This window comes from Metapseudomonas otitidis (genome assembly GCF_900111835.1).
GTDB lineage: Bacteria > Pseudomonadota > Gammaproteobacteria > Pseudomonadales > Pseudomonadaceae > Metapseudomonas > Metapseudomonas otitidis.
In genome coordinates this window covers 167,979-192,907 of record NZ_FOJP01000010.1, presented here as the reverse complement: position 1 = coordinate 192,907, position 24,929 = coordinate 167,979, and the positions used below count along the sequence as shown (strand labels likewise).

The 24,929-nt window shown below is 66.5% G+C and carries 22 protein-coding genes; 7 read left to right on the top strand and 15 right to left on the bottom strand.

The window, feature by feature from the left end:
• Positions 1 to 43: 43 nt before the first annotated feature.
• From guaA to BM198_RS14750, 3 genes are all read right to left on the bottom strand, one after another.
• A complete protein-coding gene (gene guaA, locus BM198_RS14760) occupies positions 44 to 1,624 on the bottom strand; it encodes a glutamine-hydrolyzing GMP synthase (protein WP_044405949.1) in 1,581 nt (526 codons plus the stop codon).
• Positions 1,625 to 1,722: 98 nt separating this feature from the next.
• The gene (gene guaB / locus BM198_RS14755; RefSeq protein ID WP_044405951.1) at positions 1,723 to 3,192 is read right to left on the bottom strand and encodes an IMP dehydrogenase; all 1,470 of its coding nucleotides are present in this window, start codon (positions 3,190 to 3,192) and stop codon (positions 1,723 to 1,725) included.
• Positions 3,193 to 3,286: 94 nt separating this feature from the next.
• Positions 3,287 to 4,063, bottom strand: coding sequence for a sulfite exporter TauE/SafE family protein (locus BM198_RS14750; protein WP_074970897.1), 777 nt, complete (start codon positions 4,061 to 4,063; stop codon positions 3,287 to 3,289).
• Between the two features lie 100 nt (positions 4,064 to 4,163).
• On the opposite strand from BM198_RS14750, the gene BM198_RS14745 reads away from it, so the two are divergent.
• The 7 genes from BM198_RS14745 (at position 4,164) to leuA (ending at position 13,011) form a co-directional block, all read left to right on the top strand.
• Complete coding sequence (locus BM198_RS14745) at positions 4,164 to 5,078, top strand: LysR family transcriptional regulator (protein ID WP_074970895.1); 915 nt, start codon at positions 4,164 to 4,166, stop codon at positions 5,076 to 5,078.
• Between the two features lie 51 nt (positions 5,079 to 5,129).
• Positions 5,130 to 5,681 carry a sugar ABC transporter ATPase gene (locus tag BM198_RS14740; protein WP_074970893.1) on the top strand — a complete coding sequence of 184 codons (552 nt, stop codon included), beginning with the start codon at positions 5,130 to 5,132 and terminating at the stop codon, positions 5,679 to 5,681.
• Between the two features lie 47 nt (positions 5,682 to 5,728).
• Positions 5,729 to 7,108: an exodeoxyribonuclease VII large subunit gene (xseA, locus tag BM198_RS14735; RefSeq protein WP_074970891.1), complete on the top strand. Its 1,380-nt coding sequence runs from the start codon at positions 5,729 to 5,731 to the stop codon at positions 7,106 to 7,108.
• Positions 7,109 to 7,111: 3 nt separating this feature from the next.
• Positions 7,112 to 7,933: a peptidoglycan DD-metalloendopeptidase family protein gene (locus BM198_RS14730; protein WP_074970889.1), complete on the top strand. Its 822-nt coding sequence runs from the start codon at positions 7,112 to 7,114 to the stop codon at positions 7,931 to 7,933.
• Between the two features lie 130 nt (positions 7,934 to 8,063).
• The gene (locus BM198_RS14725; RefSeq protein ID WP_074970887.1) at positions 8,064 to 9,299 is read left to right on the top strand and encodes a mechanosensitive ion channel family protein; all 1,236 of its coding nucleotides are present in this window, start codon (positions 8,064 to 8,066) and stop codon (positions 9,297 to 9,299) included.
• 84 nt (positions 9,300 to 9,383) lie between these two features.
• Positions 9,384 to 11,057: a flagellinolysin gene (locus tag BM198_RS14720; protein ID WP_074970885.1), complete on the top strand. Its 1,674-nt coding sequence runs from the start codon at positions 9,384 to 9,386 to the stop codon at positions 11,055 to 11,057.
• A gap of 283 nt (positions 11,058 to 11,340) precedes the next feature.
• Complete coding sequence (gene leuA / locus BM198_RS14715) at positions 11,341 to 13,011, top strand: 2-isopropylmalate synthase (protein ID WP_074970883.1); 1,671 nt, start codon at positions 11,341 to 11,343, stop codon at positions 13,009 to 13,011.
• Positions 13,012 to 13,074: 63 nt separating this feature from the next.
• Here leuA and BM198_RS30170 read toward each other — a convergent pair whose 3' ends face one another.
• The 12 genes from BM198_RS30170 to pilW form a co-directional block, all read right to left on the bottom strand.
• Positions 13,075 to 13,233 (bottom strand): hypothetical protein, encoded by a 159-nt coding sequence (locus BM198_RS30170; RefSeq protein WP_167368468.1) that lies wholly within the window; start codon positions 13,231 to 13,233, stop codon positions 13,075 to 13,077.
• Positions 13,230 to 14,759, bottom strand: coding sequence for a GEVED domain-containing protein (locus tag BM198_RS14710; protein WP_074970881.1), 1,530 nt, complete (start codon positions 14,757 to 14,759; stop codon positions 13,230 to 13,232). Before BM198_RS14710 ends, BM198_RS30170 begins: the two co-directional genes overlap by 4 nt.
• A 152-nt stretch (positions 14,760 to 14,911) precedes the next feature.
• Positions 14,912 to 15,277 carry a winged helix-turn-helix transcriptional regulator gene (locus tag BM198_RS14705; RefSeq protein WP_044405973.1) on the bottom strand — a complete coding sequence of 122 codons (366 nt, stop codon included), beginning with the start codon at positions 15,275 to 15,277 and terminating at the stop codon, positions 14,912 to 14,914.
• Between the two features lie 30 nt (positions 15,278 to 15,307).
• Positions 15,308 to 16,102 carry an amidohydrolase gene (locus BM198_RS14700; RefSeq protein ID WP_074970879.1) on the bottom strand — a complete coding sequence of 265 codons (795 nt, stop codon included), beginning with the start codon at positions 16,100 to 16,102 and terminating at the stop codon, positions 15,308 to 15,310.
• Positions 16,090 to 17,238 (bottom strand): pyridoxal phosphate-dependent aminotransferase, encoded by a 1,149-nt coding sequence (locus BM198_RS14695; protein WP_074970877.1) that lies wholly within the window; start codon positions 17,236 to 17,238, stop codon positions 16,090 to 16,092. The genes BM198_RS14700 and BM198_RS14695 overlap by 13 nt, the downstream gene beginning before the upstream one ends.
• Positions 17,239 to 17,364: 126 nt before the next feature.
• Positions 17,365 to 18,843, bottom strand: a complete 1,479-nt coding sequence (gene der, locus BM198_RS14690; RefSeq protein ID WP_074970875.1) for a ribosome biogenesis GTPase Der — start codon at positions 18,841 to 18,843, stop codon at positions 17,365 to 17,367.
• A 78-nt stretch (positions 18,844 to 18,921) separates the two neighbouring features.
• Positions 18,922 to 20,061: an outer membrane protein assembly factor BamB gene (bamB, locus tag BM198_RS14685; RefSeq protein WP_074970873.1), complete on the bottom strand. Its 1,140-nt coding sequence runs from the start codon at positions 20,059 to 20,061 to the stop codon at positions 18,922 to 18,924.
• A 2-nt stretch (positions 20,062 to 20,063) separates the two neighbouring features.
• Positions 20,064 to 20,708 carry a YfgM family protein gene (locus BM198_RS14680; RefSeq protein ID WP_044405983.1) on the bottom strand — a complete coding sequence of 215 codons (645 nt, stop codon included), beginning with the start codon at positions 20,706 to 20,708 and terminating at the stop codon, positions 20,064 to 20,066.
• A 26-nt stretch (positions 20,709 to 20,734) separates the two neighbouring features.
• Positions 20,735 to 22,024: a histidine--tRNA ligase gene (gene hisS / locus BM198_RS14675; RefSeq protein ID WP_044405985.1), complete on the bottom strand. Its 1,290-nt coding sequence runs from the start codon at positions 22,022 to 22,024 to the stop codon at positions 20,735 to 20,737.
• A 14-nt stretch (positions 22,025 to 22,038) separates the two neighbouring features.
• Positions 22,039 to 23,151, bottom strand: a complete 1,113-nt coding sequence (gene ispG, locus BM198_RS14670) for a flavodoxin-dependent (E)-4-hydroxy-3-methylbut-2-enyl-diphosphate synthase (protein WP_044405987.1) — start codon at positions 23,149 to 23,151, stop codon at positions 22,039 to 22,041.
• Positions 23,152 to 23,154: 3 nt separating this feature from the next.
• Positions 23,155 to 24,171 carry a RodZ domain-containing protein gene (locus BM198_RS14665; protein WP_074970871.1) on the bottom strand — a complete coding sequence of 339 codons (1,017 nt, stop codon included), beginning with the start codon at positions 24,169 to 24,171 and terminating at the stop codon, positions 23,155 to 23,157.
• A complete protein-coding gene (gene pilW / locus BM198_RS14660) occupies positions 24,168 to 24,926 on the bottom strand; it encodes a type IV pilus biogenesis/stability protein PilW (protein ID WP_044405990.1) in 759 nt (252 codons plus the stop codon). Before pilW ends, BM198_RS14665 begins: the two co-directional genes overlap by 4 nt.
• Positions 24,927 to 24,929: the final 3 nt, after the last annotated feature.

Below are 24,929 nucleotides of genomic sequence, written 5' to 3'. Positions count from 1 at the left end.
AGCGGTCCGCGCCTTCGTTCATCCAGCGATCAGGGGAGCTGGATCACTCCCACTCGATGGTCGCCGGCGGCTTGCTCGACACGTCGTAGGTGACGCGGGAGATGCCTTCGATCTCGTTGATGATGCGGTTGGAAACCTTCTCCAGCAGCTCGTAGGGCAGGTGCGCCCAGCGCGCGGTCATGAAGTCGATGGTTTCCACGGCGCGCAGGGCGACGACCCAAGCGTAGCGACGGCCGTCACCGACCACGCCCACGGATTTCACCGGCTGGAACACCACGAAGGCCTGGCTGGTCTTGTGGTACCAGTCGAAGGCACGCAGCTCCTCGATGAAGATGTGGTCCGCGCGACGCAGCAGGTCGGCGTACTCCTTCTTCACCTCGCCGAGGATGCGCACGCCCAGGCCCGGGCCCGGGAACGGGTGGCGGTAGACCATGTCGTAGGGCAGGCCCAGTTCGAGGCCGATCTTGCGCACCTCGTCCTTGAACAGTTCGCGCAGCGGCTCGACCAGTTCGAACTGCATGTCTTCCGGCAGGCCGCCGACGTTGTGGTGGGACTTGATCACGTGGGCCTTGCCGGTCTTGGCGCCAGCCGACTCGATCACGTCCGGGTAGATGGTGCCCTGGGCGAGGAACTTCACGTCCTGCAGCTTGGTGGCTTCCTCATCGAAGACCTCGATGAAGGTGCGGCCGATGATCTTGCGCTTCTCTTCCGGGTCGGCAACGCCGGCCAGGCGGCCCAGGAACTTGTCCTCGGCGTTGGCGCGGATGACCTTCACGCCCATGTTCTCGGCGAACATGGCCATCACCTGGTCACCTTCGTGCAGACGCAGCAGGCCGTTGTCGACGAAGACGCAGGTCAGTTGGTCGCCGATGGCCTTGTGCAGCAGGGCCGCGACCACGGAGGAGTCGACGCCGCCGGACAGGCCCAGCAGCACCTTGTTGCTGCCCACCTGGGCGCGCACGGTGGCGATGGCGTCTTCGACGATGTTCGACGGGGTCCACAGCGCGGCGCAGCCGCAGATGTCCAGCACGAAGCGGGAGAGGATGCGACCGCCCTGCTTGGTGTGGGTCACTTCCGGGTGGAACTGCACGCCGTAGTAGGCGCGGGCGTCATCGGCCATGGCGGCGATGGGGCAGCTCGGGGTGCTGGCGAGGATGTGGAAGCCCTCGGGCATGGCGGTGACCTTGTCGCCGTGGCTCATCCACACGTCCAGGCCCAGCAGGCCGTCAGCGTCGACGTGATCTTCGATGCCGTCCAGCAGGCGCGCCTTGCCGACCACGTCGACACGGGCGTAGCCGAATTCGCGCAGGTCGGAACCCTGGACCTTGCCGCCGAGCTGCTCGGCCATGGTCTGCATGCCGTAGCAGATGCCGAACAGCGGGACGTTGAGGTCGAACACCGCCTGCGGGGCGCGCGGGCTGTTGGCCTCATGCACCGACTCCGGGCCGCCGGCAAGGATGATGCCCTTGGGTGCGAAGGCGCGGATGGCATCGTTTTCCATGTCGAACGGGTGGATCTCGCAGTACACGCCGATCTCGCGAACGCGGCGGGCGATCAGCTGGGTGTACTGGGAACCGAAGTCGAGGATCAGGATGCGGTGAGCGTGGATGTCTTGATGAGCCATGTGCTTCCCCTGGGAAAGTGGCTGAAACGCTGAAGGCTGAAGGCTGGACGAAAACTTGTCCGTCCAGCCCCCAGCCTCCAGCTCCAGTGAAGTGTCAGTTAGCCGACCCGGTAGTTCGGCGCTTCCTTGGTGATCTGCACGTCATGCACGTGGGACTCGGCCATGCCGGCACCGGTGATGCGCACGAACTGCGGCTTGGTGCGCATCTCTTCGACGGTGGCGCAGCCGGTGTAGCCCATGGAGGCGCGCAGGCCGCCCATCAGCTGGTGGACGATGGCGGTCAGGCTGCCCTTGTACGGCACGCGGCCTTCGATGCCTTCCGGTACCAGCTTCTCGGCACCGGCGGCGGAATCCTGGAAGTAGCGGTCGGACGAGCCCTGGGACTGCGCCATGGCACCCAGCGAGCCCATGCCGCGGTAGGCCTTGTAGGAACGGCCCTGGAACAGCTCGACCTCGCCCGGCGCCTCTTCGGTACCGGCGAACATGGAGCCCATCATCACGCAGGACGCGCCGGCCACGATGGCCTTGGACAGGTCGCCGGAGAAGCGGATGCCGCCGTCGGCGATCAGCGGAACGCCGGTGCCGGCCAGAGCGGCGGCAACGTTGGCGATGGCGGAGATCTGCGGTACGCCGACGCCGGCGACGATACGGGTGGTGCAGATGGAGCCCGGGCCGATGCCGACCTTGACCGCATCGGCGCCGGCCTCAGCCAGGGCCTTGGCGGCTTCGCCGGTGGCGATGTTGCCGCCGATCACCTGGACTTGCGGGTAGGTTTCCTTGACCCAGCGAACGCGGTCGATCACGCCCTTGGAGTGGCCGTGGGCAGTGTCCACCACCACCACGTCGACGCCTGCGGCAACCAGGGCTGCGACGCGCTCGCCGGTGTCGGCGCCGGTGCCGACCGCTGCGCCGACGCGCAGGCGGCCCTGCTCGTCCTTGGAGGCCAGCGGGTAGGTCTTGGCCTTCTCGATGTCACGGAAGGTGACCAGACCACGCAGGTAGAAGTTCTCGTCCACCACCAGCATCTTCTCGATGCGGTTCTCGTAGAGCTTGGCCTTGATGTCGTCCAGCGGGGTGCCCTCGTGGACGGTGACCAGTTTGTCCTTGGGGGTCATGATCGCTGCCACGGTGTCGCCGACGTTCGGCTTCACGCGCAGGTCGCGACCGGTGACGATGCCGACCAGCTCGCCCTCTTCCACCACCGGGAAGCCGGAGAAGCCGCACTCGCGGGCGATCTGCAGCAGTTCGAGGATCTTGGTGGAAGGGGTGACGGTGACCGGGTCACGGACGATGGCGGTCTCGTGACGCTTGACCTTGCGGACCTCGGAAGCCTGCTGCTCGATGGTCATGTTCTTGTGAACGATGCCGATGCCGCCTTCCTGAGCCATGGCGATGGCCAGCCGGGCTTCGGTCACGGTATCCATCGCGGCGGATACCAGGGGAATGTTCAGTTCGATGCCACGGGTCAGTCGGGTCTTGAGACTGACGTCCTTCGGCAGGACCTCGGAATACCCCGGGATCAGGAGTACGTCGTCGAAGGTAAGGGCTTCTTGGCTGATGCGCAGCATGGCGGGGGCTCCCAGGCGGGAAAATTGGAAGCGCGGCATTATATCCCAGCTGCGCACGGGCGCTCAATTGGCCATCACATACCGACGACAGGTCTCATGCCTGCGTCAGATAACGCGCCACCAGCGCCACCCCACTGCACAGCACCAGCCAGGTCACCAGCCGGACGAACGCCTCCCGCGACAGGCGCAACGTCACCCGCCGCCCCACCCACAACCCGGCGGCCATCCCCGGCAGCAGGCACAGGGCGATCAGCAGCAACGAGGCATCGGCATAGAAGCCCGCCAGCAGGAACAACCCCAGGCGGACGAAGGTGCTGCACCCGATCAGCGCGCTCTGGGTGGCGCGGATCTGCTCCTTCGCCTCCAGCCGCCCGCTCAGGTAGAGGGAATAGAGGAAGCCGCCACTGCCGAACAAGGCCCCGAACAAACCGCCGAACAGCCCGAACGGCACCACCCAGCCCACCGCCATCGGCGCACGGCGCACCGGCTGGAGGAACAGCGAATACACGGCATAGAGGCAGACGAACACCCCCAGCAGCAGCATCAACAGCTCCGAGCGCAAGGTCGCCAGGCCATAGACCCCTACCCCGCAACCCAACGCCATCAAGGGCAGCAGCCGGCGCAACTCGCTACCCGACACCGACCGACGCGCCGGCAGCCAGTTGCCGAACGAGGCGGTGAAATCCAGCAGCACCAGCAACGGGATCACCTGGGACAACGGCAGCCAACCCACCAGCAAGGGCGCGGCCACCAGCGCCGTACCGAACCCGGCGATGCCGAAGACCACATAGGCCAGCGCGATGACACCTTCCAGCAGCAGCCACTCCAGCGGCGTGAACGGCAGCGCCCCCAACAGCTCAAACAGGTGCATGAACGGCTCCTTACGAAAAACAGGTGGACTCTAACGAGCACGCCTGCCATCTCACCAATACAATCCAAGCCTTCTCTCTATCTCGAAAAGGCATGGATCGATGGTCTCCCTTCGCCAACTGCGCTACTTCGTGGAAATCGTCGACGCCGGCAGCCTCAGCCGTGCGGCGGAGCGCCTGTTCATCGCCCAATCCGCCCTGAGCCGCCAACTGCGTGAGCTGGAGGACGACCTGGGCACCGAACTGCTGCTGCGCGGCCCGCGCCAGGTGACGCTGACCGAAGCCGGCCAGGCCTTCCTGCCCCGGGCCCGGCGCCTGCTGCTGGACCTGGAAGCCGCCAGCGACCTGGCCCGCCAGGTCGGCCAGGGGCAGCACGGCAGCCTGCGCCTGGGCCACTCCAGCTCCGTGCCGCTGGTCGCCCCGCTGCAGGCGGCACTGTGCAGCTACCTGGAAGCGCACCCCGGCGTCAGCCTCGAACTCATCCAGCAATCCTCCGAACAGCAACTGGCGGACCTGCGCGAAGGGCGCCTGGACGCCTGCCTGCTGCGCCTGCCGGTCCTGCGCCAGCACCCCGGGTTGAGTCTCCGCCCGCTGTACCGCGAGCCCCTGCTGCTGGCGGTCGCCGTCGACCACCCGCTGGCGCGACGCGACGGGCCGGTGCCCCTGACTGATCTGCGTGAAGAAGCCTTCGTCTCCATCCCCCACCTGCAACGGGGCGGGCTGAGCTACCGCGCCGCCGAACTGTGCCTGCGGGAAGGCTTCTTTCCCCGTGCCGCGCGGGTGGTGTCGCGCAAGACCAGCCAGCTGCACCTGATCGAAGCCGGCCTTGGCGTGGCCCTGGTGGCGGCCTCCATGAGCCGCATCGCCCCTGCCGACGTGCGCTTCCTGCCGCTGGCCGATCCCCAGGCCGACAGCGAGGTCGCCCTGGCATGGCGCAGCGAGACCCGCGCCCTGGACCGGGGCCTGGTGGAGCACCTCTGCCAGCACCTTGCCAGCGACCCGACCACCGCCGATTGACGAGGCCGGCGGGGCGGGTAAGCTGCGCGCCCTCGTCCACCGGAGCCGGCCATGGAAACCCGTCAGCTGATCATCGTTCCCCAGGTCTCCAGCGTGCCCGGCCACCAGGTCCTCGCCGGGCGCCTGCTGCGCTGGCTGGTGCAGAGCGGCGTGGTCGAGGCGGTCCCGAGCGCCTTCGGCCGGGGCGGCAACCGCGCGCTGCACGCCCCCGCTGCCGGTGCCCGCCGCGTGGTGGAACATCCCGAGCGCCTGCCTATCGGCCAGCCGGGCTGCGGCCTGGAGATCGTCGACAAGCGCTGCATCTATACCCCGGTGCGCGGTTTCCTCAGCGAGGCTGGCTGCCCGGAATGCCGCCGGGAGATCGGCGAGCCGCTGTTCGACAGCCTGGAAGCCTGGTGGCCGGGCGAGACCGACAACTTCACCTGCCCCAAATGCGGCTTCGAGGACGACATCAACGGCTTCCTCTACCTGCAGCCCTGCGGCTTCTCCAACCTGGCCTTCATCTTCAACCACTGGGTAGAGGCCGGCTTCACCCGCGCCTTCCTCGACGGCTTCGCCGACCGCCTGGGTTTCCCCGTGCGCGTGGTGCGCGTCGAAGACTGACGCGTGCGCATTGGCGCCATCCCCGTGCGCCCGTATCATCCCGCGCCATGTACAAGGACCCCTTCCAACGGCTGGGCCTCGATCGCGAGGTGCTGACCGTCAGCCAACTGAACCAGCGTGCCCGCCACCTGCTGGAGGACGTGTTCCCCCAGGTCTGGGTGGAAGGCGAGATCTCCAACCTCGCCCGGCCCGCATCCGGCCACCTCTATTTCACCCTCAAGGACAGCCAGGCCCAGGTGCGCTGTGCGCTGTTCCGGCAGAACGCCCTCAAGGTGCGCCAGGCCCTGCGTGACGGGCTGGCGGTGAAGGTGCGGGGCAAGGTCTCGCTTTTCGAAGGCCGTGGCGACTACCAGATGATCGCCGACGCCGTTGAGCCAGCCGGTGACGGCGCCCTGCGCCTGGCCTTCGAAGCGCTCAAGGAGAAGCTCGCCGGCGAGGGCCTGTTCGCCACCGAGCGCAAGCGCCCGCTGCCGGCACACCCCCAGCGCGTGGGCATCGTCACCTCCCCCACCGGCGCGGTGATCCGCGACATCATCAGCGTGTTCCGCCGCCGTGCGCTCCAGGTCAGCCTGACCCTGGTGCCCACCGCCGTGCAGGGCCGTGAAGCCACCGCGCAGATCGTCCGCGCCCTGGCCCTGGCCGATGCCCAGGGCTTCGACGCGCTCATCCTGGCCCGGGGCGGCGGCTCCCTCGAAGACCTCTGGTGCTTCAACGAAGAGGCCGTGGCCCGCGCCGTCGCCGCCTGCAAGACCCCCATCGTCAGCGCCGTGGGCCACGAGACGGATGTGTCCATCAGCGACTTCGTCGCCGACGTTCGCGCGCCGACGCCCTCTGCGGCCGCCGAGCTGCTGGCACCGGACTCCAGCGGCCTGCGCCAGCGCCTGGAGGGCCTGGAGCGCCGCCTGCTGCTGCGCATGCGCCAGCTGATCGCCCACCAGCACCTGCGCCTGGACGGGCTGACCCGACGCCTGCGCCACCCGGGCGAACGGCTGCGCCAGCAGGCCCAGCGCCTGGATGACCTGGAGATGCGCCTGCAACGCGCCCTCGACCGCCAAGTGAGCCAGCGCCGCGAGCGTCTGGCCCGCCTGGAGACGCGCCTGGCGGCCCAGCACCCGGGGCGCGCCCTCGGCCTGCTGCGCCAGCGCCTCGACGCCCTGACCGCGCGACTGCCCCGGGCCATGCGCGAAACCCTCGGTACCCGTCGCCTGGAACTGCAGAGCCAGGTGCAGACGCTGCACGCCTTCAGCCCCCTGGCCACCCTCGGCCGCGGCTACAGCATCCTCCTCGACGAGCGCGGCCAGGCCATCCGCAGCGCCAGCCAGACCCAGCCCGGCCAACGCCTCAAGGCACGCCTCGGCGAAGGCGAGCTGGAGGTACGGGTCGAGGACAACCACCTGGCCCCCGTCACCCTCTCACTGCTGGACTGATCGATGCGCCTGTTGCTCGCCCTGCTTCTCCTCGTTGCCCTCCCCGTCCAGGCCGAGGGCTTCATCACCCGCCTGCTGGACAAGCCGGTGCCCGGCGGTGTCGCCGTGGTCCAGCTCGGCCAGGGTGCCCAGGCGCCCACGGCACGCTACCAGGGCAAGCCGGTGCTGGTGGTCAAGGAAGAGGGGCGCGACTGGATCGCCATCGTCGGCATCCCACTGGGCACCGCCGCTGGCGAACAGCGCATCGAGGTGAGCGACGGTCGCCGCCTGGCCTTCACGGTCGGCACCCGCCACTACAAGGAACAGCGCATCACCCTGAAGAACACCCGCCAGGTGAACCCGCTGCCCGAGGACCTGAAGCGCATCGACCGCGAACTGGCGGAACAGACCCGCGCCTACCGCAGCTTCAGCCCCGGCACGCCGAGCAACCTGCTGTTCGACAAGCCGGTGAACGGCCCGCTCTCCAGCCCCTTCGGCCTGCGCCGCTTCTTCAACGGCGAGGAGCGCAACCCGCACTCCGGCCTGGACTTCGCAGTGGGAGCCGGCACCCCGATCAAGGCACCGGCGGCCGGCAAGGTCATCCTCATCGGCGACTACTTCTTCAACGGCAAGACGGTTTTCGTCGATCACGGCCAGGGGCTGATCAGCATGTTCTGCCACCTGTCCAAGGTGGACGTTAAGCTCGGCCAGGCACTGCCACGCGGCGGCGTGGTGGGGCGCGTCGGCGCCACCGGCCGGGCCACCGGGCCGCACATGCACTGGAACGTCAGCCTGAATGACGTGCGGGTCGACCCGGCCATCTTCATCGGTGCCTACACCCCCTGAACGTGACGGCCCAGGGCGCAGCGACACCTGCGCTTACACCCCCGGGCTTGGGCCGCCGGGCTGCGTTTTGCTAAGGTCCGGCGGTTTTGGGGCAGACCCCCACCCATCGGAACCCTGAAGGGAGCAGCCCATGCAAGACACGTTCAACCATTCCCTGGAGTGGCTGCGACAGCACCCAGAACTGCACACGCTCGTCGCCTCCTCCGTCCTCCTCCTGCTGGCCTGGCTGTCCAACTGGATCGTCCGGCGCATCCTCCTCAAGGGCCTGCTGCGCCTCGTCGGCGGGCAGATCCAGGACCAGGGGCTGATCAAGCGCCTGGCCAACGTCGTCCCCGCGCTGGTGCTGACCGCCGGGGTGAAGGTGGTGCCCGGCCTGCCCGCTGCGCTGGTGACGGTGGTCACCAATGTCTGCGCGGCGTTCATCATCCTCACCCTGGCCCTGGCGATCAGCGCCCTGCTGGACATCGTCAACAGCCTCTACAACCGCCGCCCAGACGCGCACCTGCGGCCCATCAAGGGCTACCTGCAGGTGCTGAAGATCGCCGTGTTCGCCATCGCCGCGATTCTCATGGTGGCCAGCCTGATCGACCGCTCGCCGCTGATCCTGCTGTCCGGCCTCGGTGCCATGGCCGCGGTGCTGATGCTGATCTTCCAGGACACGCTGCTGTCCCTGGTGGCCAGCGTGCAGATCACCTCCAACGACATCATCCGTGTCGGCGACTGGGTGGAGATGCCCCAGCTGAACGCCGACGGCGACGTGATCGACATCGCCCTGCACACGGTGAAGGTGCAGAACTGGGACAAGACCATCACCACCATCCCCACCAAGCGCTTCATCACCGACTCGTTCAAGAACTGGCGGGGCATGCAGGAGTCGGGCGGACGGCGGATCAAGCGCAGCCTCTACCTGGACCAGAACAGCGTGCACTTCCTCAGCGCCGACGAGCAGGCCGGCCTGCGCCGCTTCCGCCTGCTGGACAGCTACCTCAAGGCCAAGGAAAGCGAGCTGCTGAGCTGGAATGCCCAGCTGGACGAGTCGGCCCGCCTGCCGGTCAACAGCCGTCAGCTGACCAACATCGGCACCTTCCGCGCCTACGTGGAGCAGTACCTGCGCCACCACCCGGAGATCCGCCAGGACATGACCCTGCTGGTGCGGCAGATGGCGCCGACCGCCGACGGCCTGCCGCTGGAGCTGTACTGCTTCACCAGCACCACGGCCTGGGCCCGCTACGAGGCCATCCAGTCGGACATCTTCGACCACCTCCTGGCGATCCTCCCGGAGTTCGGCCTGCGAGTCTTCCAGCACCCCAGCGGTGCGGACCTACGCGAACTGCAACGCCCGCGCCCCCGCCATTCGTCGGCCTGAGACGAACGGCCATCAAGAAGCCAGCACGACCGCCGATGCCCCTGACGAGCCGGAATTTCCCGGCCTCAGGGTCCGAGCGATCGACTGATGCTGACGGTCAATACCAACACCGCCTCATCGTTCACGCAGCGGCAACTGGGCGACACCAACAGGACGCTCGACAGGGCCATGCAGCGCCTCTCCACCGGCCAGCGCATCAACAGCGCCAAGGACGATGCGGCCGGCCTGCAAATCTCCAATGCCCTCACGTCTCAGGTGCGCGGCCTCGGTATTGCCGTGCGGAACGCCAATGACGGCCTGTCCATGCTGCAGGTGGGCGAAGGCGCGCTGCAAAGCGTGACCGGTGCGCTGCAGCGCATCCGCACGCTCGGGCTGCAGGCCATGAACGGCTCCAACACCGCCACCGAGCGCGCCGCGCTCAACCAGGAGGCACAGCAGCTCCTCCAGGAGATCAACCGGGTCAACGAAACCACCACCTTCGGTGGTCGCCAGGTGTTCAACCAGGACAACAGCTCACGCCTGGGCAAGCTCGATGAACGCGCCGTGCTCAACTCGCTGCAGGGGTTCTGGATCGGCGAAGGCGAAAAGCGCGTGCTGGATGCCTACGGGCTGAAGGCGGACGGTGCTCCGCTGACCATCACCCTGACCAACGATCCGTCGAGCAACGCACTGGCCTCCGTCTCCGGCACCCCGGGGGCTGGCGGCAAGTACTACGACCAGGTGCTGAACGTGAACCTGGCCTATTTCGATGGCTCTACCCTGCCCAACGGCGGCACCAACCCCGGCCAGTACACCGACCGCGTGCTGGCCCACGAGATGGTGCACGCGGTGATGGGACGGACGATGAATTTCAACGCCCTGCCCGGCTGGTTCAAGGAGGGCACGGCAGAGGCCGCCCAGGGCGCCGACGAGCGCCTGGCTGCCGACATTGCCGCCAGCGGCATCGGCGGGGTGATGGGCGCCTTCGGCAGCATCGCCAGCAGCGCCGGCTATTCGGCCTCCTACGCGGCCGTGCGCTACATGCACGCCGAGATCAAGGCAGCCGGCGGACTGGGCATTCGCGACGTGATGCAATACCTCGCCGGCCACGCCAACTCCACCCTGGACGACGCCCTCGCCAATGCCAGCCACGGGGCCTTCGCCAGCACGGCGGACTTCACCACGAAATTCAACACCGATGGCGCGGCCTTCATCGCCGCCATGAACCTGACCAACGCCGACACCGGTGCCATCGGCGGCTTCGATGCCGACAGCGGCGACGTGCTGACCGCCGAAAACGTACTACCCAACCGGGGCATCGGCGTGCCGGGCTCCATCGGCTTCAAGCTCATCCCACCCAAGCTGTTCGACCCCAACGCCACCGGCGGCGGGACCCAGGTTTCCCTGCAGGTGGGCGCCAAGGCCTTTGAAACCATCGACGTAGGGCTGGATTCGTTCAACGTCGGTGCCATGGCGCTGAACAACATCGACCTGACCAAGACACCCGGCCTGGCGGTGATGGACATCGACGATGCGCTGGCCTACGTCGACAGCCAGCGTGCCTACATGGGCGCCATCCAGAACCGCCTGGACGCCACCATCTCCAACCTGCAGAACATCGGCGAGAACGTCAGCGCCAGCCGCTCGCGCATCCTCGACGCCGACTACGCCAGCGAAACCGCCACCCTCGCCTCCCAGCAGATCCTGCGCCAGGCCGCCCAGAGCGTGCTGGTGCAGGCCAACCAGATACCGCAGTCGGTCCTGACCCTGCTACGCTGACGCGCAATTCCCCTCAAGCAACGCCCACCCAGAAAGCAGAAAAACCTTTTAGAAATCCTCCTTAAGCTGCTTTCCACCAATTTTTCCGCAAGACTTGCCATCCACAACCCGAATCAATAGGGTTGTCCGCATGCAAAACGCTCACACCCTCATCCTCCTCCGGCAGCATGTCTGCCTCCGCCTGGTCAGCCCGCGACTGCGTAGCTGAACAGCGTCGCCTCATCCCGGCTTTTTCATTCGCCCAGGGCCCCGCCACGACCAGGCCCAACACAAGGATTTCGCCATGAGCATGCTCAAAGACCCGTCCAGCAAGTACCGTCCGTTCCCCGCCATCAACCTCCCGGACCGCACCTGGCCGTCGAAGACCATCACCGAAGTGCCGATCTGGTGCAGCTCCGACCTGCGCGACGGCAACCAGTCGCTGATCGAGCCGATGGATGCGCAGAAGAAGATGCGCTTCTTCAAGACCCTGGTGCAGGTCGGTCTCAAGGAGATCGAGGTGGCCTTCCCCTCCGCCTCCGACACCGACTTCAACTTCGTCCGCGAGCTGATCGAAGGCGGCCACATCCCCGATGACGTGACCATCCAGGTGCTGACCCAGGCCCGCGAAGACCTGATCACCCGCACCTTCGAGTCCCTCAAGGGCGCGAAGAAGGCCATCGTTCACGTCTACAACGCCACCGCGCCGTCCTTCCGCCGCATCGTCTTCAACCAGGACCGCCAGGGCGTGATCGACATCGCCACCAACGCCGCGCGCCTGATCAAGCAACTCGCCGCCGAACAACCCGAAACCCAGTGGACCTTCCAGTACTCACCGGAAATCTTCAGCTCCACCGAGCAGGACTTCTCCCTGGCGGTGTGCAACGCGGTGATCGACGTCTGGGAACCGACCCCGACCAACAAGATCATCCTCAACCTGCCCGCCACCGTTGAGTGCGCCACGCCGAACGTCTACGCCGACCAGATCGAGTGGTTCGGCCGCCACATCAACAAGCGCGACAGCGTGATCATCAGCCTGCACACCCACAACGACCGCGGCACCGGCGTGGCCGCCACCGAGCTGGGCCTGCTGGCCGGCGCCGACCGCGTTGAAGGCTGCCTGTTCGGCAACGGCGAACGCACCGGCAACGTCGACCTGGTGACCCTGGCGCTGAACATGTACACCCAGGGCCTGCATCCGAAGCTGGACTTCTCCGACATCGACGCCGTGCGCAAGGTGGTGGAAGAGTGCAACCAGTTGCCGGTCCACCCGCGTCACCCGTACGTGGGTGACCTGGTGCACACCGCCTTCTCCGGCTCCCACCAGGACGCCATCCGCAAGGGCTTCGCCCAGCAGCAGGACGGCGCGCTCTGGGAGGTGCCCTACCTGCCGATCGACCCGGCCGACATCGGCCGCAGCTACGAGGCAGTCATCCGCGTCAACAGCCAGTCGGGCAAGGGCGGCATCACCTTCCTGCTGGAGCAGGAATACGGCATCAGCCTGCCGCGCCGCATGCAGATCGAGTTCAGCCAGGTGGTGCAGAAGGAAACCGACCGCCTCGGCCTGGAAATGACCGCCGAGCAGATCCACAAGCTGCTCGACGCCGAGTACCTGCAGGCCACCACGCCCTACACCCTGAAAGGCCATCGCCTGCAGGAAGAGAACGGCACCAGCGCGGTGGACATCGAGGTCCAGGTCAAGGGCGAGACCCAGCACCTGCGCGGCATGGGCAAGGGCCCGCTGGAAGCGCTGGTGGCCAGCCTGCCGGTGAAGGTGGAAGTGATGGACTACTCCGAGCACGCCATCGGGGCCGGCAGCAACGCCAAGGCCGCTGCCTACATCGAGCTGCGGGTGAACGGCGGCCGCGCCCTGCACGGCATCGGCATCGACGAGAACCTGACCACCGCCAGCTTCCGCGCCCTGTTCAGCGCCCTCAACCGCGCCCTGAGCCAGGCCGAGGCCGAAGCGGCCTGAGTGCAACCGCGCTGAAAAAGAACCCCGCCAGTAGGCGGGGTTCTTCGTTTCAGAACAGCGAACTCAGTAGCTGACCACCGGCGACACCCGCTGGTAGCGGCCATCGATGAACGCCTTCAGCCAGGTGCGGTAGCGCTTGCCCGGGGTGTAGGCGAAGTAGTGATAGCTCTCCTCGCTCTCTGCACCGCGCTCCAGCACGATCTGGCCATCCTCTTCGATCACCGACGGGTCAGGTTCTGGCTACCGTCTCCCGGCAACTGGTAGAGCGGCAGGTAGCCTTCGGCCAGCGCCCTGGCACCGCCTAGGCGCACCACGTTGGATACGCGCTGGAAGTAACCGTTCTCGAAGCGGGTCAGCCAGATCCTGGTGGGGTAGTAGGGCGAGTAAGCGAGGGTCAGCTCGTGGGCTGCATCGCGCTCCAGGACAATTTTGCCGTCCTCTTCGATCACCCAGGTCAGGGGATCGCTGGGGCTGCCGCTGCGGGTCACCTTGTTGTTCGCGCCAATGGTCAACTGGAAGAGATCGGTGAGCCCCGGTGAGAAATACTCGGCATCGGAGACCTGCACCGATTCGCCCCCCACGGCCTGTTCGATCCAGACCTTGTACTGGCTTCCCTTCTGGAAGGGATAACGCAGTTCGGACGCACCGCCGGTGGGCTGGCGCAGGGCTTCGACGCCGTTCTCGCGGATGACCCAGCTCAGTGGCTTGCCACTCGGACCGTTATGGCGGAGCAGGAAGTCCGCCTCCACCTCCAGGTCGATGTAGGGCGACGGGAACCCCTCGCGGAAGGCCAGCGGGACGGAGATCGCCTCGTCCTTGCCATTCACGCTGGACTCGGCCCAGACCTGATAGCGCTCGCCATAAGTGAAGGCGAACTGCAGCGGCACGCCCGCCTGGGCCGGCTGGCGCACCACCTCGGCCCCCTGGCGGGCAATCACCCAGTTGCCCTGGAACGCGGCCGAGGGGCTGATACTGCCCTGGCTGGCATCACGGGTCAGCACCACGCGATCGGTTACACCGGGCTGGTAGCTGACGGTGTTGGACACGGTCTTGTAGCCATTACCGTTGCCGGCCTCCAGCCAGATGCGGTAGCGGCTGCCGGCGGCATTGCGCCAATACCGGTCACGCAGCCTGCTGGCGGCGCTCCACCCGAAGACGCGCTTGCCGTCCACTTCCACCACCAGGGTCAGGTTGTCTCCCAGGTCACCACTGCGGGACACCCAGAAACCGGGCTCCAGGGTGAGGGTATAGGGGAAGGTGGACGGTGCCGGGGCATCCGGCAGCTTGACGGTGTAGTCCTCGGTCTCGCCGTAGCCGATGTTGCCGCAGGGCTGGGCCGCAGCACTCCAGCGCACCTGCACGCGCATGCGCGTGGTGCCGGTGACGCCGGAGGGGATGGTGATGGGGGCGGATACAACCGTGTTGCCCCGGGCGGTCAACACCGTTTCGCTGGCCTCGAAGGTGCCGTTCTGGTTGAAGTCGATCCAGGCGCCCCAGTTCTCCGTGTACTGGTAGCTCCGGAAGCCGTGACGCAGTTCCAGGCGGTCGCCTTTGCCAGTGAGCTGGAAGGGTGGCTTGCCGGTGGCATCCAGGTAGCCACCGTCATTGCCGGAGGCCTGGTCCACGCCATTGACGCTGACCCCGGCCATCCACTCGCTGATGCTGTTGCCCCGGCTGTCGCAGTAGGTGGCTGCCATCACCGGGCCCATCGCCAGGCAGGTGCCCAGCGCCATGAGTGTCTTGTGCATTGAGTTCGCTCCTTGCGTTCATGTTGGGCAGGGAGCGGCAACACCACGCCAGGCACACCCTCTGGCCTGTCATCCACGCATCCCTACGCTGGCCATGGTAAGGGCTACGGTGGTGGCTTTCGGAAATGACCAGGACATTGCCATCAGACGATTCAGCCCTGTTGCTGCCAGTGGCACTTGCCCCAGGCACACATTGCATCGAGCACCGGGCGCAGGCTGAGGCCGTGCTCGGTGAGGCTGTACTCCACCCGCGGCGGCACCTCGGCGTATACGGTGCGGGTGACCACGCCGTCGCGCTCCAGCTCCCGCAGTTGCTGGGCGAGCATCTTCTCAGTGATGTCCGGTACCAGGCGCTTGAGTTCGGAAAAGCGCCGGGTCTGCCCCATCAGGTGGTAGACCAGCAGCGCTTTCCACTTGCCCCCGACCACCGCGAGGGTGACCTCCACCGGTGTGTTGAACACCCGGTCTCCCAGCACCAACCGGGGCCCGGAGGCAGGGAGCGGCTTCTGTTCGCTCATGCTTGATCCTCTTCCGTCGTCGCCTGGCGCTCAGGGCGCAAGCTGGAAGCCGTCGGCGTCGAGGTAGGCCGGGAAACGCTCGCGGTAGGTGGCCAGTGCGGTGGCCGACAGGGTCGTGCGGAAAACGCCATCGCCGTCATCGGCATTCAGCAAGGGCTCCCCCTGGAAATCGAGCACCTGACTATCGCCGCTGTAGGGGTGGCCTTTTCCGTCGCTGCCTACACGGTTGACGGCGGCGACGTAGCAGAGGTTCTCGATGGCACGGGCGGGGATCAGACGGTTCCAGTGATGACGGCGGGCAGCAGGCCAGTTGGCGGTGTACAGCAGCAGGTCGGTGTCGTGCGGGTCACGGCTCCAGACCGGGAAGCGCAGGTCGTAGCAGATCAGCGGGCGTACCCGCCAACCCTTGAGTTCGAACAACGCCTGGGTCTCCCCCGGGCTGTAGTGCTTGTGCTCGCCGGCCATGCGGAACAGGTGGCGCTTGTCGTAATGCAGCACCTCACCGTCCGGGCGGGCCCAGAGCAAGCGGTTGCGGTGACTGCCGTCGGCGGCACGGATGATGACGCTACCGGTGATCACGGCACCCAGCCGGGCAGCCTGGACCTTGAGCCAGGCATGGGTGGGGCCCTGTTCGGGTTCGGCGAGAGCTTCGGAGTCCATGGAGAAGCCGGTGGTGAACATCTCCGGCAGGATCACCAGGTCAGCGCCCTGCGCGGAATCCAGCAGGATTTCGAACCGGTCCAAGTTGGCGTCGCGGTCGTGCCAGGCCAGGGTGGTCTGAACCAGAGCCAGCTTCAGGTCGGGCAGAAGGCTCAGATCGCGCATAGTTCTTCCGCTGCCTGGCGCAGCGTCTCCTCACGTTTGGCGAAGCAGAAGCGCACCAGCCGCAGGTCGGCTGGGGCGTGCTGGTAGAACACCGAGACGGGAATGGCGGCCACGCCGTGCTCACGGGTGAGCCACTCGGACATGGCGACATCGTCCAGGTCAGGGCGGATGCCGCTGTAGTCGACCAGCTGGAAATAAGTGCCGGCGGCGCGGGTGAAGCAGAAGCGCGAGTCGGCCAGCAGGTCGCAGAAGAGGTCGCGCTTGGCCTGGTAGAAGCCGGGCAGCTCGGCCAGGTGCTCGGGGTGAGTGGCCATGAAGTCGGCCAGCGCCCACTGCAGCGGGGTGACGCCGCAGAAGTTGACGTACTGGTGGACCTTGCGCAGCTCGGCGGAGAGCGCCGGGGGCGCCACCACGTAGCCGGTCTTCCAGCCGGTGACGTGGTAGGTCTTGCCGAAGGAGCTGACCACGAAGGCGCGGGCATAGAGCTCGTCATGGGCCAGCACGCTGACGTGCTGGACGCCATCGAACACCAGGTGTTCGTAGACCTCGTCGGACACCAGGTAGATGTCGCGACCGCGGATCAGCGCCGCCAACTGGTCCAGCTCGGCACGGGAGATCAGCGCGCCGCTGGGGTTGTGCGGGCTGTTGAGGATGATCATGCGGGTGCGCGGGCTGAGCGCATCCTGCATCCGCTGCCAATCGATGGCGAAACCCGGCAGGGCCAGTGGTACGTGCACGCAGCGCCCGCCTGCCAGTTCCACCGAAGGCTCGTAGCTGTCGTAGCAGGGGTCGAGGACGATGACTTCGTCACCGGCGCGGACCACCGCCTGGATGGCGCAGAAAATGGCCTCGGTGGCGCCGGGGGTGATGGTCACTTCGCTGTCGGCGCTGACCGTGCGGCCGTAGAAGGTCGCCACTTTGGTGGCGACCTGCTCGCGCAGCGCCGGCAACCCGGTCATGGGCGCGTACTGGTTGTGCCCCTGGGCGATGTGCTGGCCGACGGCATCGCACAGCGCGGCGGGTGCGGCAAAGTCAGGAAAGCCCTGGGACAGGTTGATGGCGCCGACTTCGGCGGCCAGTTGCGACATGCGGGTGAAGATGGTGGTGCCGACGTTGGGCAGCTTGCTGGTGATCATTGCAATCCGGCTGTTGGCGACTGGGAAATGCGCCATAGCTTAAGCGCTGTGCGGGCCGCCGACCACAGCCGCCGCACGCCATGAAAAAGGGCGCCCCCAGGCGCCCTCTTCCAACCGGCAGCAGGATCAGCGCTTCTTGTCGCGGCGCTTCTTCTCGGCCTTCTTGTGGTGCGACATGAGGCGACGCTTCTTGTTCACCTGGCGCTCGGTGAGCTTGTTCTTCTTGCCCTCGAAGGGGTTTTCGCCACCCTTGTACTCAATGCGGATCGGCGTACCGACCAGGCGCAGGACCCGGCGGTAGGTGTTCTCCAGGTAACGGGTGTAGGACTTGGGCACCGACTCCACCTGGTTGCCGTGGATCACGATCAGCGGCGGGTTGGCGCCGCCCAGGTGGGCGTAGCGCAGCTTGATGCGGCGACCGTTGACCAGCGGTGGCTGGTGCTCCTGCACCGCGTCCTCGAGGATCTGGGTCAGGCGGCTGGTGGGCCAGCGGGTGATGGCGGAGTGGAAGGCAGCCTGGACGGATTTGTACAGGTGGCCCACGCCCGTGCCGTGCAGGGCGGAGATGAAGTGGATGTCGGCGAAGTCGACGAAGAACAGCCGGCGCTCCAGCTCGGTCTTCACGTAGTCGCGCTCGCCCGCCTCCATGCCGTCCCATTTGTTCAGGGCGATGACCAGGGCACGACCCGTCTCCAGCACGAAGCCCAGTAGGTTGAGGTCGTGCTCGACCACGCCTTCGCGGGCGTCCATGACGAAAATCACCACGTTGGCGTCCTGGATCGCCTGGAGGGTCTTCACCACCGAGAACTTTTCCACCGCCTCGAAGATCTTGCCGCGACGGCGCACGCCGGCGGTGTCGATCAGGGTGTACTTCTCTTCGTTGCGCTCGAAGGGGATGTAGATGCTGTCGCGGGTGGTGCCGGCCTGGTCGTAGACGATGACCCGCTCCTCGCCGAGCATGCGGTTCACCAGGGTGGACTTGCCGACGTTGGGGCGGCCGATGATGGCGATCTTGATGCCGTCCTTCTCGCTCGGGCCGGGGATGCGCGTGGCCTCCTCGCCTTCGGCGACCTCTTCGGTCTCGGCGGCTTCCTGCTCGTCGGCATCGTCGTCACGGGGGAACTCGCCGAGGGCGGCCTGCAGCATCTGGCTGATGCCCCGGCCGTGGGCGGCGGCGATGGGCAGTGCGTCCCCCAGGCCCAGGGGGCTGAACTCGGCACGGGCCAGGTCCGGGTCGACGGTGTCGACCTTGTTGGCCACCAGGAAGGTGCGCTTGTTGCGGCGGCGCAGGTGCTCGGCGATGGACTGGTCGGCAGCGCTCATGCCGGCACGGGAATCCACCATGAACAGCACGGCATCGGCTTCCTCGATCGCCTGGAGGGACTGCTCGGCCATCTTCGCGTCGATGCCTTGCTCGTCACCCGAGATACCACCGGTGTCGATGACGATGTAGGTGCGTCCCTGCCACTTCGCCTCGCCGTACTGGCGATCACGGGTCAGACCGGCGTACTCCGCGACGATGGCGTTGCGGGTCTTGGTCAGGCGGTTGAACAGGGTGGACTTGCCGACGTTCGGGCGGCCCACCAGGGCGATTACGGGAACCATGAGGCTCTCCACTGCATTTTTCAGAAAACACAACGGCCGCTGCCGTCGAACGGCAGCGGCCGGACATTGAACACCAGCTTAGCGGATGGTCAGGGCAACCAGCTTCCCACCGTTGCCGAAGGCGTAGAGCATGTCGCCCACCACCAGCGGACGGGCGCGCAGGCCGTCGCCGTCGATCTTCTCGCGACCGACGAAGTGGCCGTCCACCTGGCTCAGCAGGTGCAGGTAGCCTTCGAAGTCACCGACCGCCACGTAGCTGGAGAACACCTCGGGTGCCGAGAGCTGGCGACGGGCCAGGGAGTCGTTGCTCCACAGGGCCGAGGTCGAACGCTCGTCGATGCCTTCGATGGTGCCGCTGGCCTGGCTGACGTAGACGCTGCCGAAGCCCTGGGCGACGCCCACGTAGCTGGACGCTTCGCGCTGCCACAGCACGCGACCGCTTTCCAGGTCCAGGCCGGCGACGCGGCCCTGGTAGGTGGAGACGTACAGGGTGCCACCGGACAGCAGCAGGCCACCGTCGATGTCCACCACGCGATCCAGCTCGGAACGGCCCTGGGGCACGGCAACACGCTGCTCCCAAACCGGCAGGCCGCGCTGCACGTCGAGGGCGATCACCTTGCCGGACGACAGGCCGGCCACCGCCAGACGGTTAGTCACGACCGGTGCACCGGTGCCACGCAGGGTCAGCACCGCCGGGGTGTTCTCGTAGATCCAGCGCTGGTTGCCAGTAGAGGCGTCGAAGCCGAACAGGGTGTCGTTCTGGGTCTGCACGACCACCACGTCACCGTTGGTGGCCGGCGGAGCCAGCACCTCGCCGTTGACGCGGGCACGCCAGCGCTCTTCACCATTGCTGGAGTCGAGGGCGATGACCTCGCCCTTCAGGGTTCCCACCAGCACCAGGCCATAGCCGGCACCGACCGCGCCGGACACCGGCAGGTCGAGTTCCTTGGTCCACAGCTTGTCGCCGGTCATGCGGTCCATGGCGACCACCAGGCCTTCGACGTCACCGGCATAGATGACCTCGCCGTCGACGGCGGGCACCAGCATGTTGTAGGTCTCGCCCTGGCCTTCGCCGATGGAGCGGCTCCAGACTTCCTTGAGCTGGACCTCTTCGGTGATCTTCGGCAGCTCGGCCGGCGGCAGTTCCTTCTTGCTGTTGCTGCTGCAACCGGCGGCCAGGACGGCCAGGGCCAGCAGTGCGGCGAATTTCCAGCGCATCGTCATGCGTCCCCTTTGGCGAGGTCGTCGAGCTTCATCTGCAGGCCACCGACTGCGGCGTCATCCGACAGCGCGGCCTTGGCCTTCTCGTAAGCGGCATGGGCATCATCGGCACGGCCCAGCTGGACCAGCAGATCACCCTTGAGTTCTTCACGGCTGGCGAGGAACGCCTTGGTGGCGTCGCCTTCCAACAGCTTCAGGGCGTCATCGACCTTGCCCTGGGCCGCCAGGACACGGGCCAGGCGCTGGCGTGCCAGCTCGCCCAGGGTCGGGTCGGCCGGCTTGTCGACGATGGCCTTGAGCTCGGCGGCCGCGTCGTCCAGCTTGCCGGACTCCACCGCCACCTTGGCGACGAACAGGCTGCCGTACTGGGCATAGTGAGTGCCGCCGAAATCGCTCTTCAGCTTGTTCGCCAGCTCCGCGACCTTGCCGGCGTCGGGCTTGCCGCTGGGGTTCAGGGCCGTCTCCAGCAGTTGCTGGTAGACGATGGAGGCGCCCTGGGACTGGTTGGTCTGGTACTTCTGCCAGGCCTGCCAGCCGAACACCACGGCCAGCGCCAGTGCGCCGCCAGTGACGAGGGGCTTGCCGTTGCGCTGCCACCAATCCTTGATCGCCGCCAGTTCTTCGTCTTCGCTACGCGTGCTCACCCCAATCAACTCCTATGTTCCAAAGCTCAAGCCTGTTGCAGGCAGGCGGCCAGGTGCTCGGTCAGAGCATCCCAGGCAATGTTCTGTTGTTCCTGGTCTTCGCGCAGGGGTTTGAAACCTACCACGCGCTTGGCCAGTTCGTCCTCACCCAGGATCAGCGCATACCGTGCGCCGCTCTTGTCGGCTTTCTTGAACTGGCTCTTGAAGCTGCCGGCGGCGGCATTGACCAGCAGGCGCAGGCCCGGCAGGCCATCACGCAGGCGTTCGGCCAGGGCCAGGGCAGCCAGCTCGGCCGGCTCACCGAAGGCGCAGATGTAGACGTCGGCCGGGGCGTTAAGGGTGTCGGGGATCTGCTGCAGGGTCTCCAGCAGCAGCACCAGGCGCTCGACGCCCATGGCGAAGCCCACGCCCGGGGTCGGCTTGCCACCGAACTGGCTGACCAGCCCGTCGTAGCGGCCACCGGCACAGACGGTGCCCTGGGCACCGAGCTTGTCGGTCACCCATTCGAAGACGGTACGGCTGTAGTAGTCGAGGCCGCGCACCAGCTTCTGGTTGATCTCGTAGCGGATACCGACGGCATCCAGGCGCGCCTTGAGGCCCTCGAAGTGCGCGACGGACTCTTCGTCCAGGTAGTCGTGCAGGGTCGGCGCATCCACCAGCAGTGCCTGGGTATCGGCATTCTTGCTGTCGAGGATGCGCAGCGGGTTGGTGGTGAGGCGACGCTGGCTGTCTTCGTCCAGGCGGTCGAAACGCTCCTGCAGGTAGGCCACCAGGGCGTCACGGTAGCGCGCACGGGCCTCGCTGGAACCCAGGCTGTTCAGCTGCAGGGTCACGGCGTCGGCGATGCCGAGCTTCTGCCACAGGCGCCAGGTGAGGACGATCAGCTCGGCGTCGATGTCCGGCCCCGGGAGGTTGAACACTTCCACGCCGATCTGGTGGAACTGGCGGTAGCGGCCTTTCTGCGGCTTCTCGTAGCGGAACATCGGGCCGGCGTACCACAGCTTCTGCACCTGGCCGCCACCAGTGAGGCCGTGCTCGAGGACGGCACGCACGCAACCGGCTGTGCCTTCGGGGCGCAGGGTCAGCGACTCTTCGTTGCGGTCGAGGAAGGTGTACATCTCCTTGTCGACCACGTCGGTGCCCTCGCCGATGCCCCGGGCGAACAGCTCGGTGAACTCGAGGATGGGCAGGCGGATTTCCTTGTAGCCATAGCCGTCGAGCAGCGTGGCGAAGGTGTTTTCCAGGTAGCGCCAGGCAGGGGTCTGCTCCGGCAGGATGTCGTTCATGCCACGGATGGCTTGGAGGGTCTTGCTCACGGGGTGTCCTTAATTCAGCTGCGGGCGATGACGGCCGCGTCAGCCTCGGCCTTCTCGGCCGCCTTGCGACGGATCAGCCTCTCCAGCTCATCCACCAGGTTCTCGTTCTGCAGTTTCTGCGCCGGCTTGCCGTCGATGTAGACCAGGTTGTTCGGCGTACCGCCGGTGAGGCCGACATGGGCCTCCTTGGCTTCGCCGGGGCCGTTGACCACGCAACCGATGACGGCGACGTCCAGCGGGACCAGCAGGTCCTCCAGGCGCCCTTCCAGCTCGTTCATGGTCTTGACCACATCGAAGTTCTGCCGCGAGCAACTCGGGCAGGCGATGAAGTTGATGCCACGGGAGCGCAGGCGCAGGGACTTGAGGATATCGAAACCGACCTTGATCTCCTCCACCGGGTCGGCGGCCAGGGAAATGCGGATGGTGTCGCCGATGCCTTCGGCGAGCAGCATGCCCAGTCCGACCGCCGACTTGACAGTACCCGAGCGCAGGCCACCGGCCTCGGTGATGCCGAGGTGAAGGGGCTGCTCGATCTGCTTGGCCAGCAGGCGATAGGCGGCGACGGCCATGAACACGTCGGATGCCTTCACGCTGACCTTGAAGTTCTGGAAGTCCAGCTTGTCGAGGTAGTCCACATGGCGCATGGCCGACTCGAGCAGGGCTTCCGGGGTGGGCTCGCCGTATTTCTTCTGCAGGTCCTTCTCCAGGGAACCGGCGTTGACGCCGATGCGGATCGGGATATTGCGGTCACGGGCGGCGTCGACCACGGCCTTGACGCGGTCCTCGCGGCCGATGTTGCCGGGGTTGATCCGCAGGCAGTCGACGCCCAGCTCCGCCACGCGCAGGGCGATCTTGTAGTCGAAGTGGATATCGGCCACCAGCGGGACACGGACCTGCTGCTTGATCAGGCCGAAGGCTTCGGCTGCCTCCATGTCCGGCACGGATACACGGACGATATCGGCACCGGCTTCCTCCAGGCGACGGATCTGGCCGACGGTGGCGGCGACGTCGCAGGTGTCGGTGTTGGTCATGCTCTGCACGGCGATGGGGGCATCGCCCCCCACCGGCACGGAGCCGACCCAGATCTTGCGGGAGGGACGGCGTTTGATCGGGGATTCGCAATGCATCGTTTATTGACCCAGTTTCAGGCGAGCGGTCTCGCCATGGATGAACGGCGCGATATCCACGGGCTGGCCGTTGTAGCTGACCTGGGCGCCTCGGGCATAGCCCAGTCGCAGTTCGAGGGGGGCCTTGCCGGCGACCTCGAAGCTCTCGCCGGAGCGCTTGATCCCGCTCTGCAGCACGGCGCCGCCAGCGTCGGTGAGCTGGAACCAGCAGTTGGCGGTGAACTGCACTCGCACCACGCCTTCACCGGCAGCAGCCACGACCGGGGCACTGGGCGACGCAGCAGGTGCGGGTGCCTGGGCCGGGACAGCGGGCTGGGCCGGCGCAGTGGCCGGTGCTGCGGTGCTCGGTTGCGCGGGCTGAGCGGCAGGGGAATTGACGGTAGGGTTGGTTGCGGTAGCAGCCGGCACCTGGGACGGCGTAGCGGGCTGTTGCGACGAAACCGGGGGAACAGCGGCGGTCTCGCTACCGGCGGCCTGGGCTTCCTGCTCGGCTTCGACAACGGCCTGGTCTTCCGGCTCGTCCAGCGGGTGGATCTGGGTGGTACCGTCGGCACTCTCGACTTCTACGTGCTCAAGGCTCAGCTCGCTGTTGTCGCTGGCGCGACGCTCGGCCTGGTCCTGCCACCAGAGGAAACCGATGACGCCGAGGGCGACGAGGATCGCGAAGCTGACGAAACGCAGCACGCTCTGGGACAGGCGAACCGGTTCCTCGATACGACCGAGGCTGTGCACGTTGCTGCCGGTGGCATCGGTGCCGGTGTAACGATCGAACTCCGCAACCAGTTCAGCCTGGTCGAGCCCGATGAGCTTGGCGTAGGCGCGGATGTAACCGCGCGCGAAGGTGTGCCCGGGAAGCTGCTCGAAAGAGCCGGCCTCCAGTTGGCGCAACGCGTATTCGGTCAGGTTCAGCTGGCGGGCGATGTCGGCCAGGTCCAGGCCCTGGTTCTCTCGCGCCTGGCGCAGCACTTCGCCCGGATTGCCCCGGGTCGCTGCAACAGGTTCGGGTTGCGACGATTTCATCTTTGCTCCGACAGGTATTGCTGGTACTCGGGCGTACCGGGATAGAGGCGTTTGAGCTGCAGGCCCAGGCTGGCGGCCTGGTCACGGTCGTCGAAGACCGTGGCGATGCGCACGCCGAGCAGGAGGCTGCGGGCTGTCTGGGGCGCCATGGACGAAAAGCTCAGGTAATAGTCGCGGGCGGGGACGTATTGCTTCTCGTCGTACAGCAACTGCGACATCTCGAGAAGCGCTCTGGGTTGCTGGCTGTTAAGACGAAGGGACTTCTCAAAATGCTGCTTGGCCAGTGCAGGCTGCTTCAGTTGGAGAGCTACCAGCCCCATATTCTCGAATACGCGGGAACGCTCTGGGTAAAGATTATCTTCGGCTGCAGCCTGGAACTGCTCGTAAGCTTCCTTGTAGCGCTTTTGCTCGAACAAGAAGCTTCCATAGTTGTTTCTGATGCGAGCATCAGCACGCGCAGAAAGCGCCCTTCGATAATGCTCGTCAGCCAGCGCAGGTTCTAACTCATTTTGAAAGACAAGCGCTAACGCCGCATGGGCGTCGGGGTTGGAGGAGTCCAGATCCAGCGCCTGCTTCAACGGAACCTTGGCTTGCTCGGACTGCCCTTCCTGCAAATACCCGAGGCCAAGACGAATATAGGCATCACGCGCCTCATCTCGCCCTTTTGACGTTGAGAGGGGATCTACGCTCCCGCTCGAAACACATCCCATGCATAGGCTTGCGAGTAAAGCAGTCAGCGCGATGCGCAGGGTCATGGG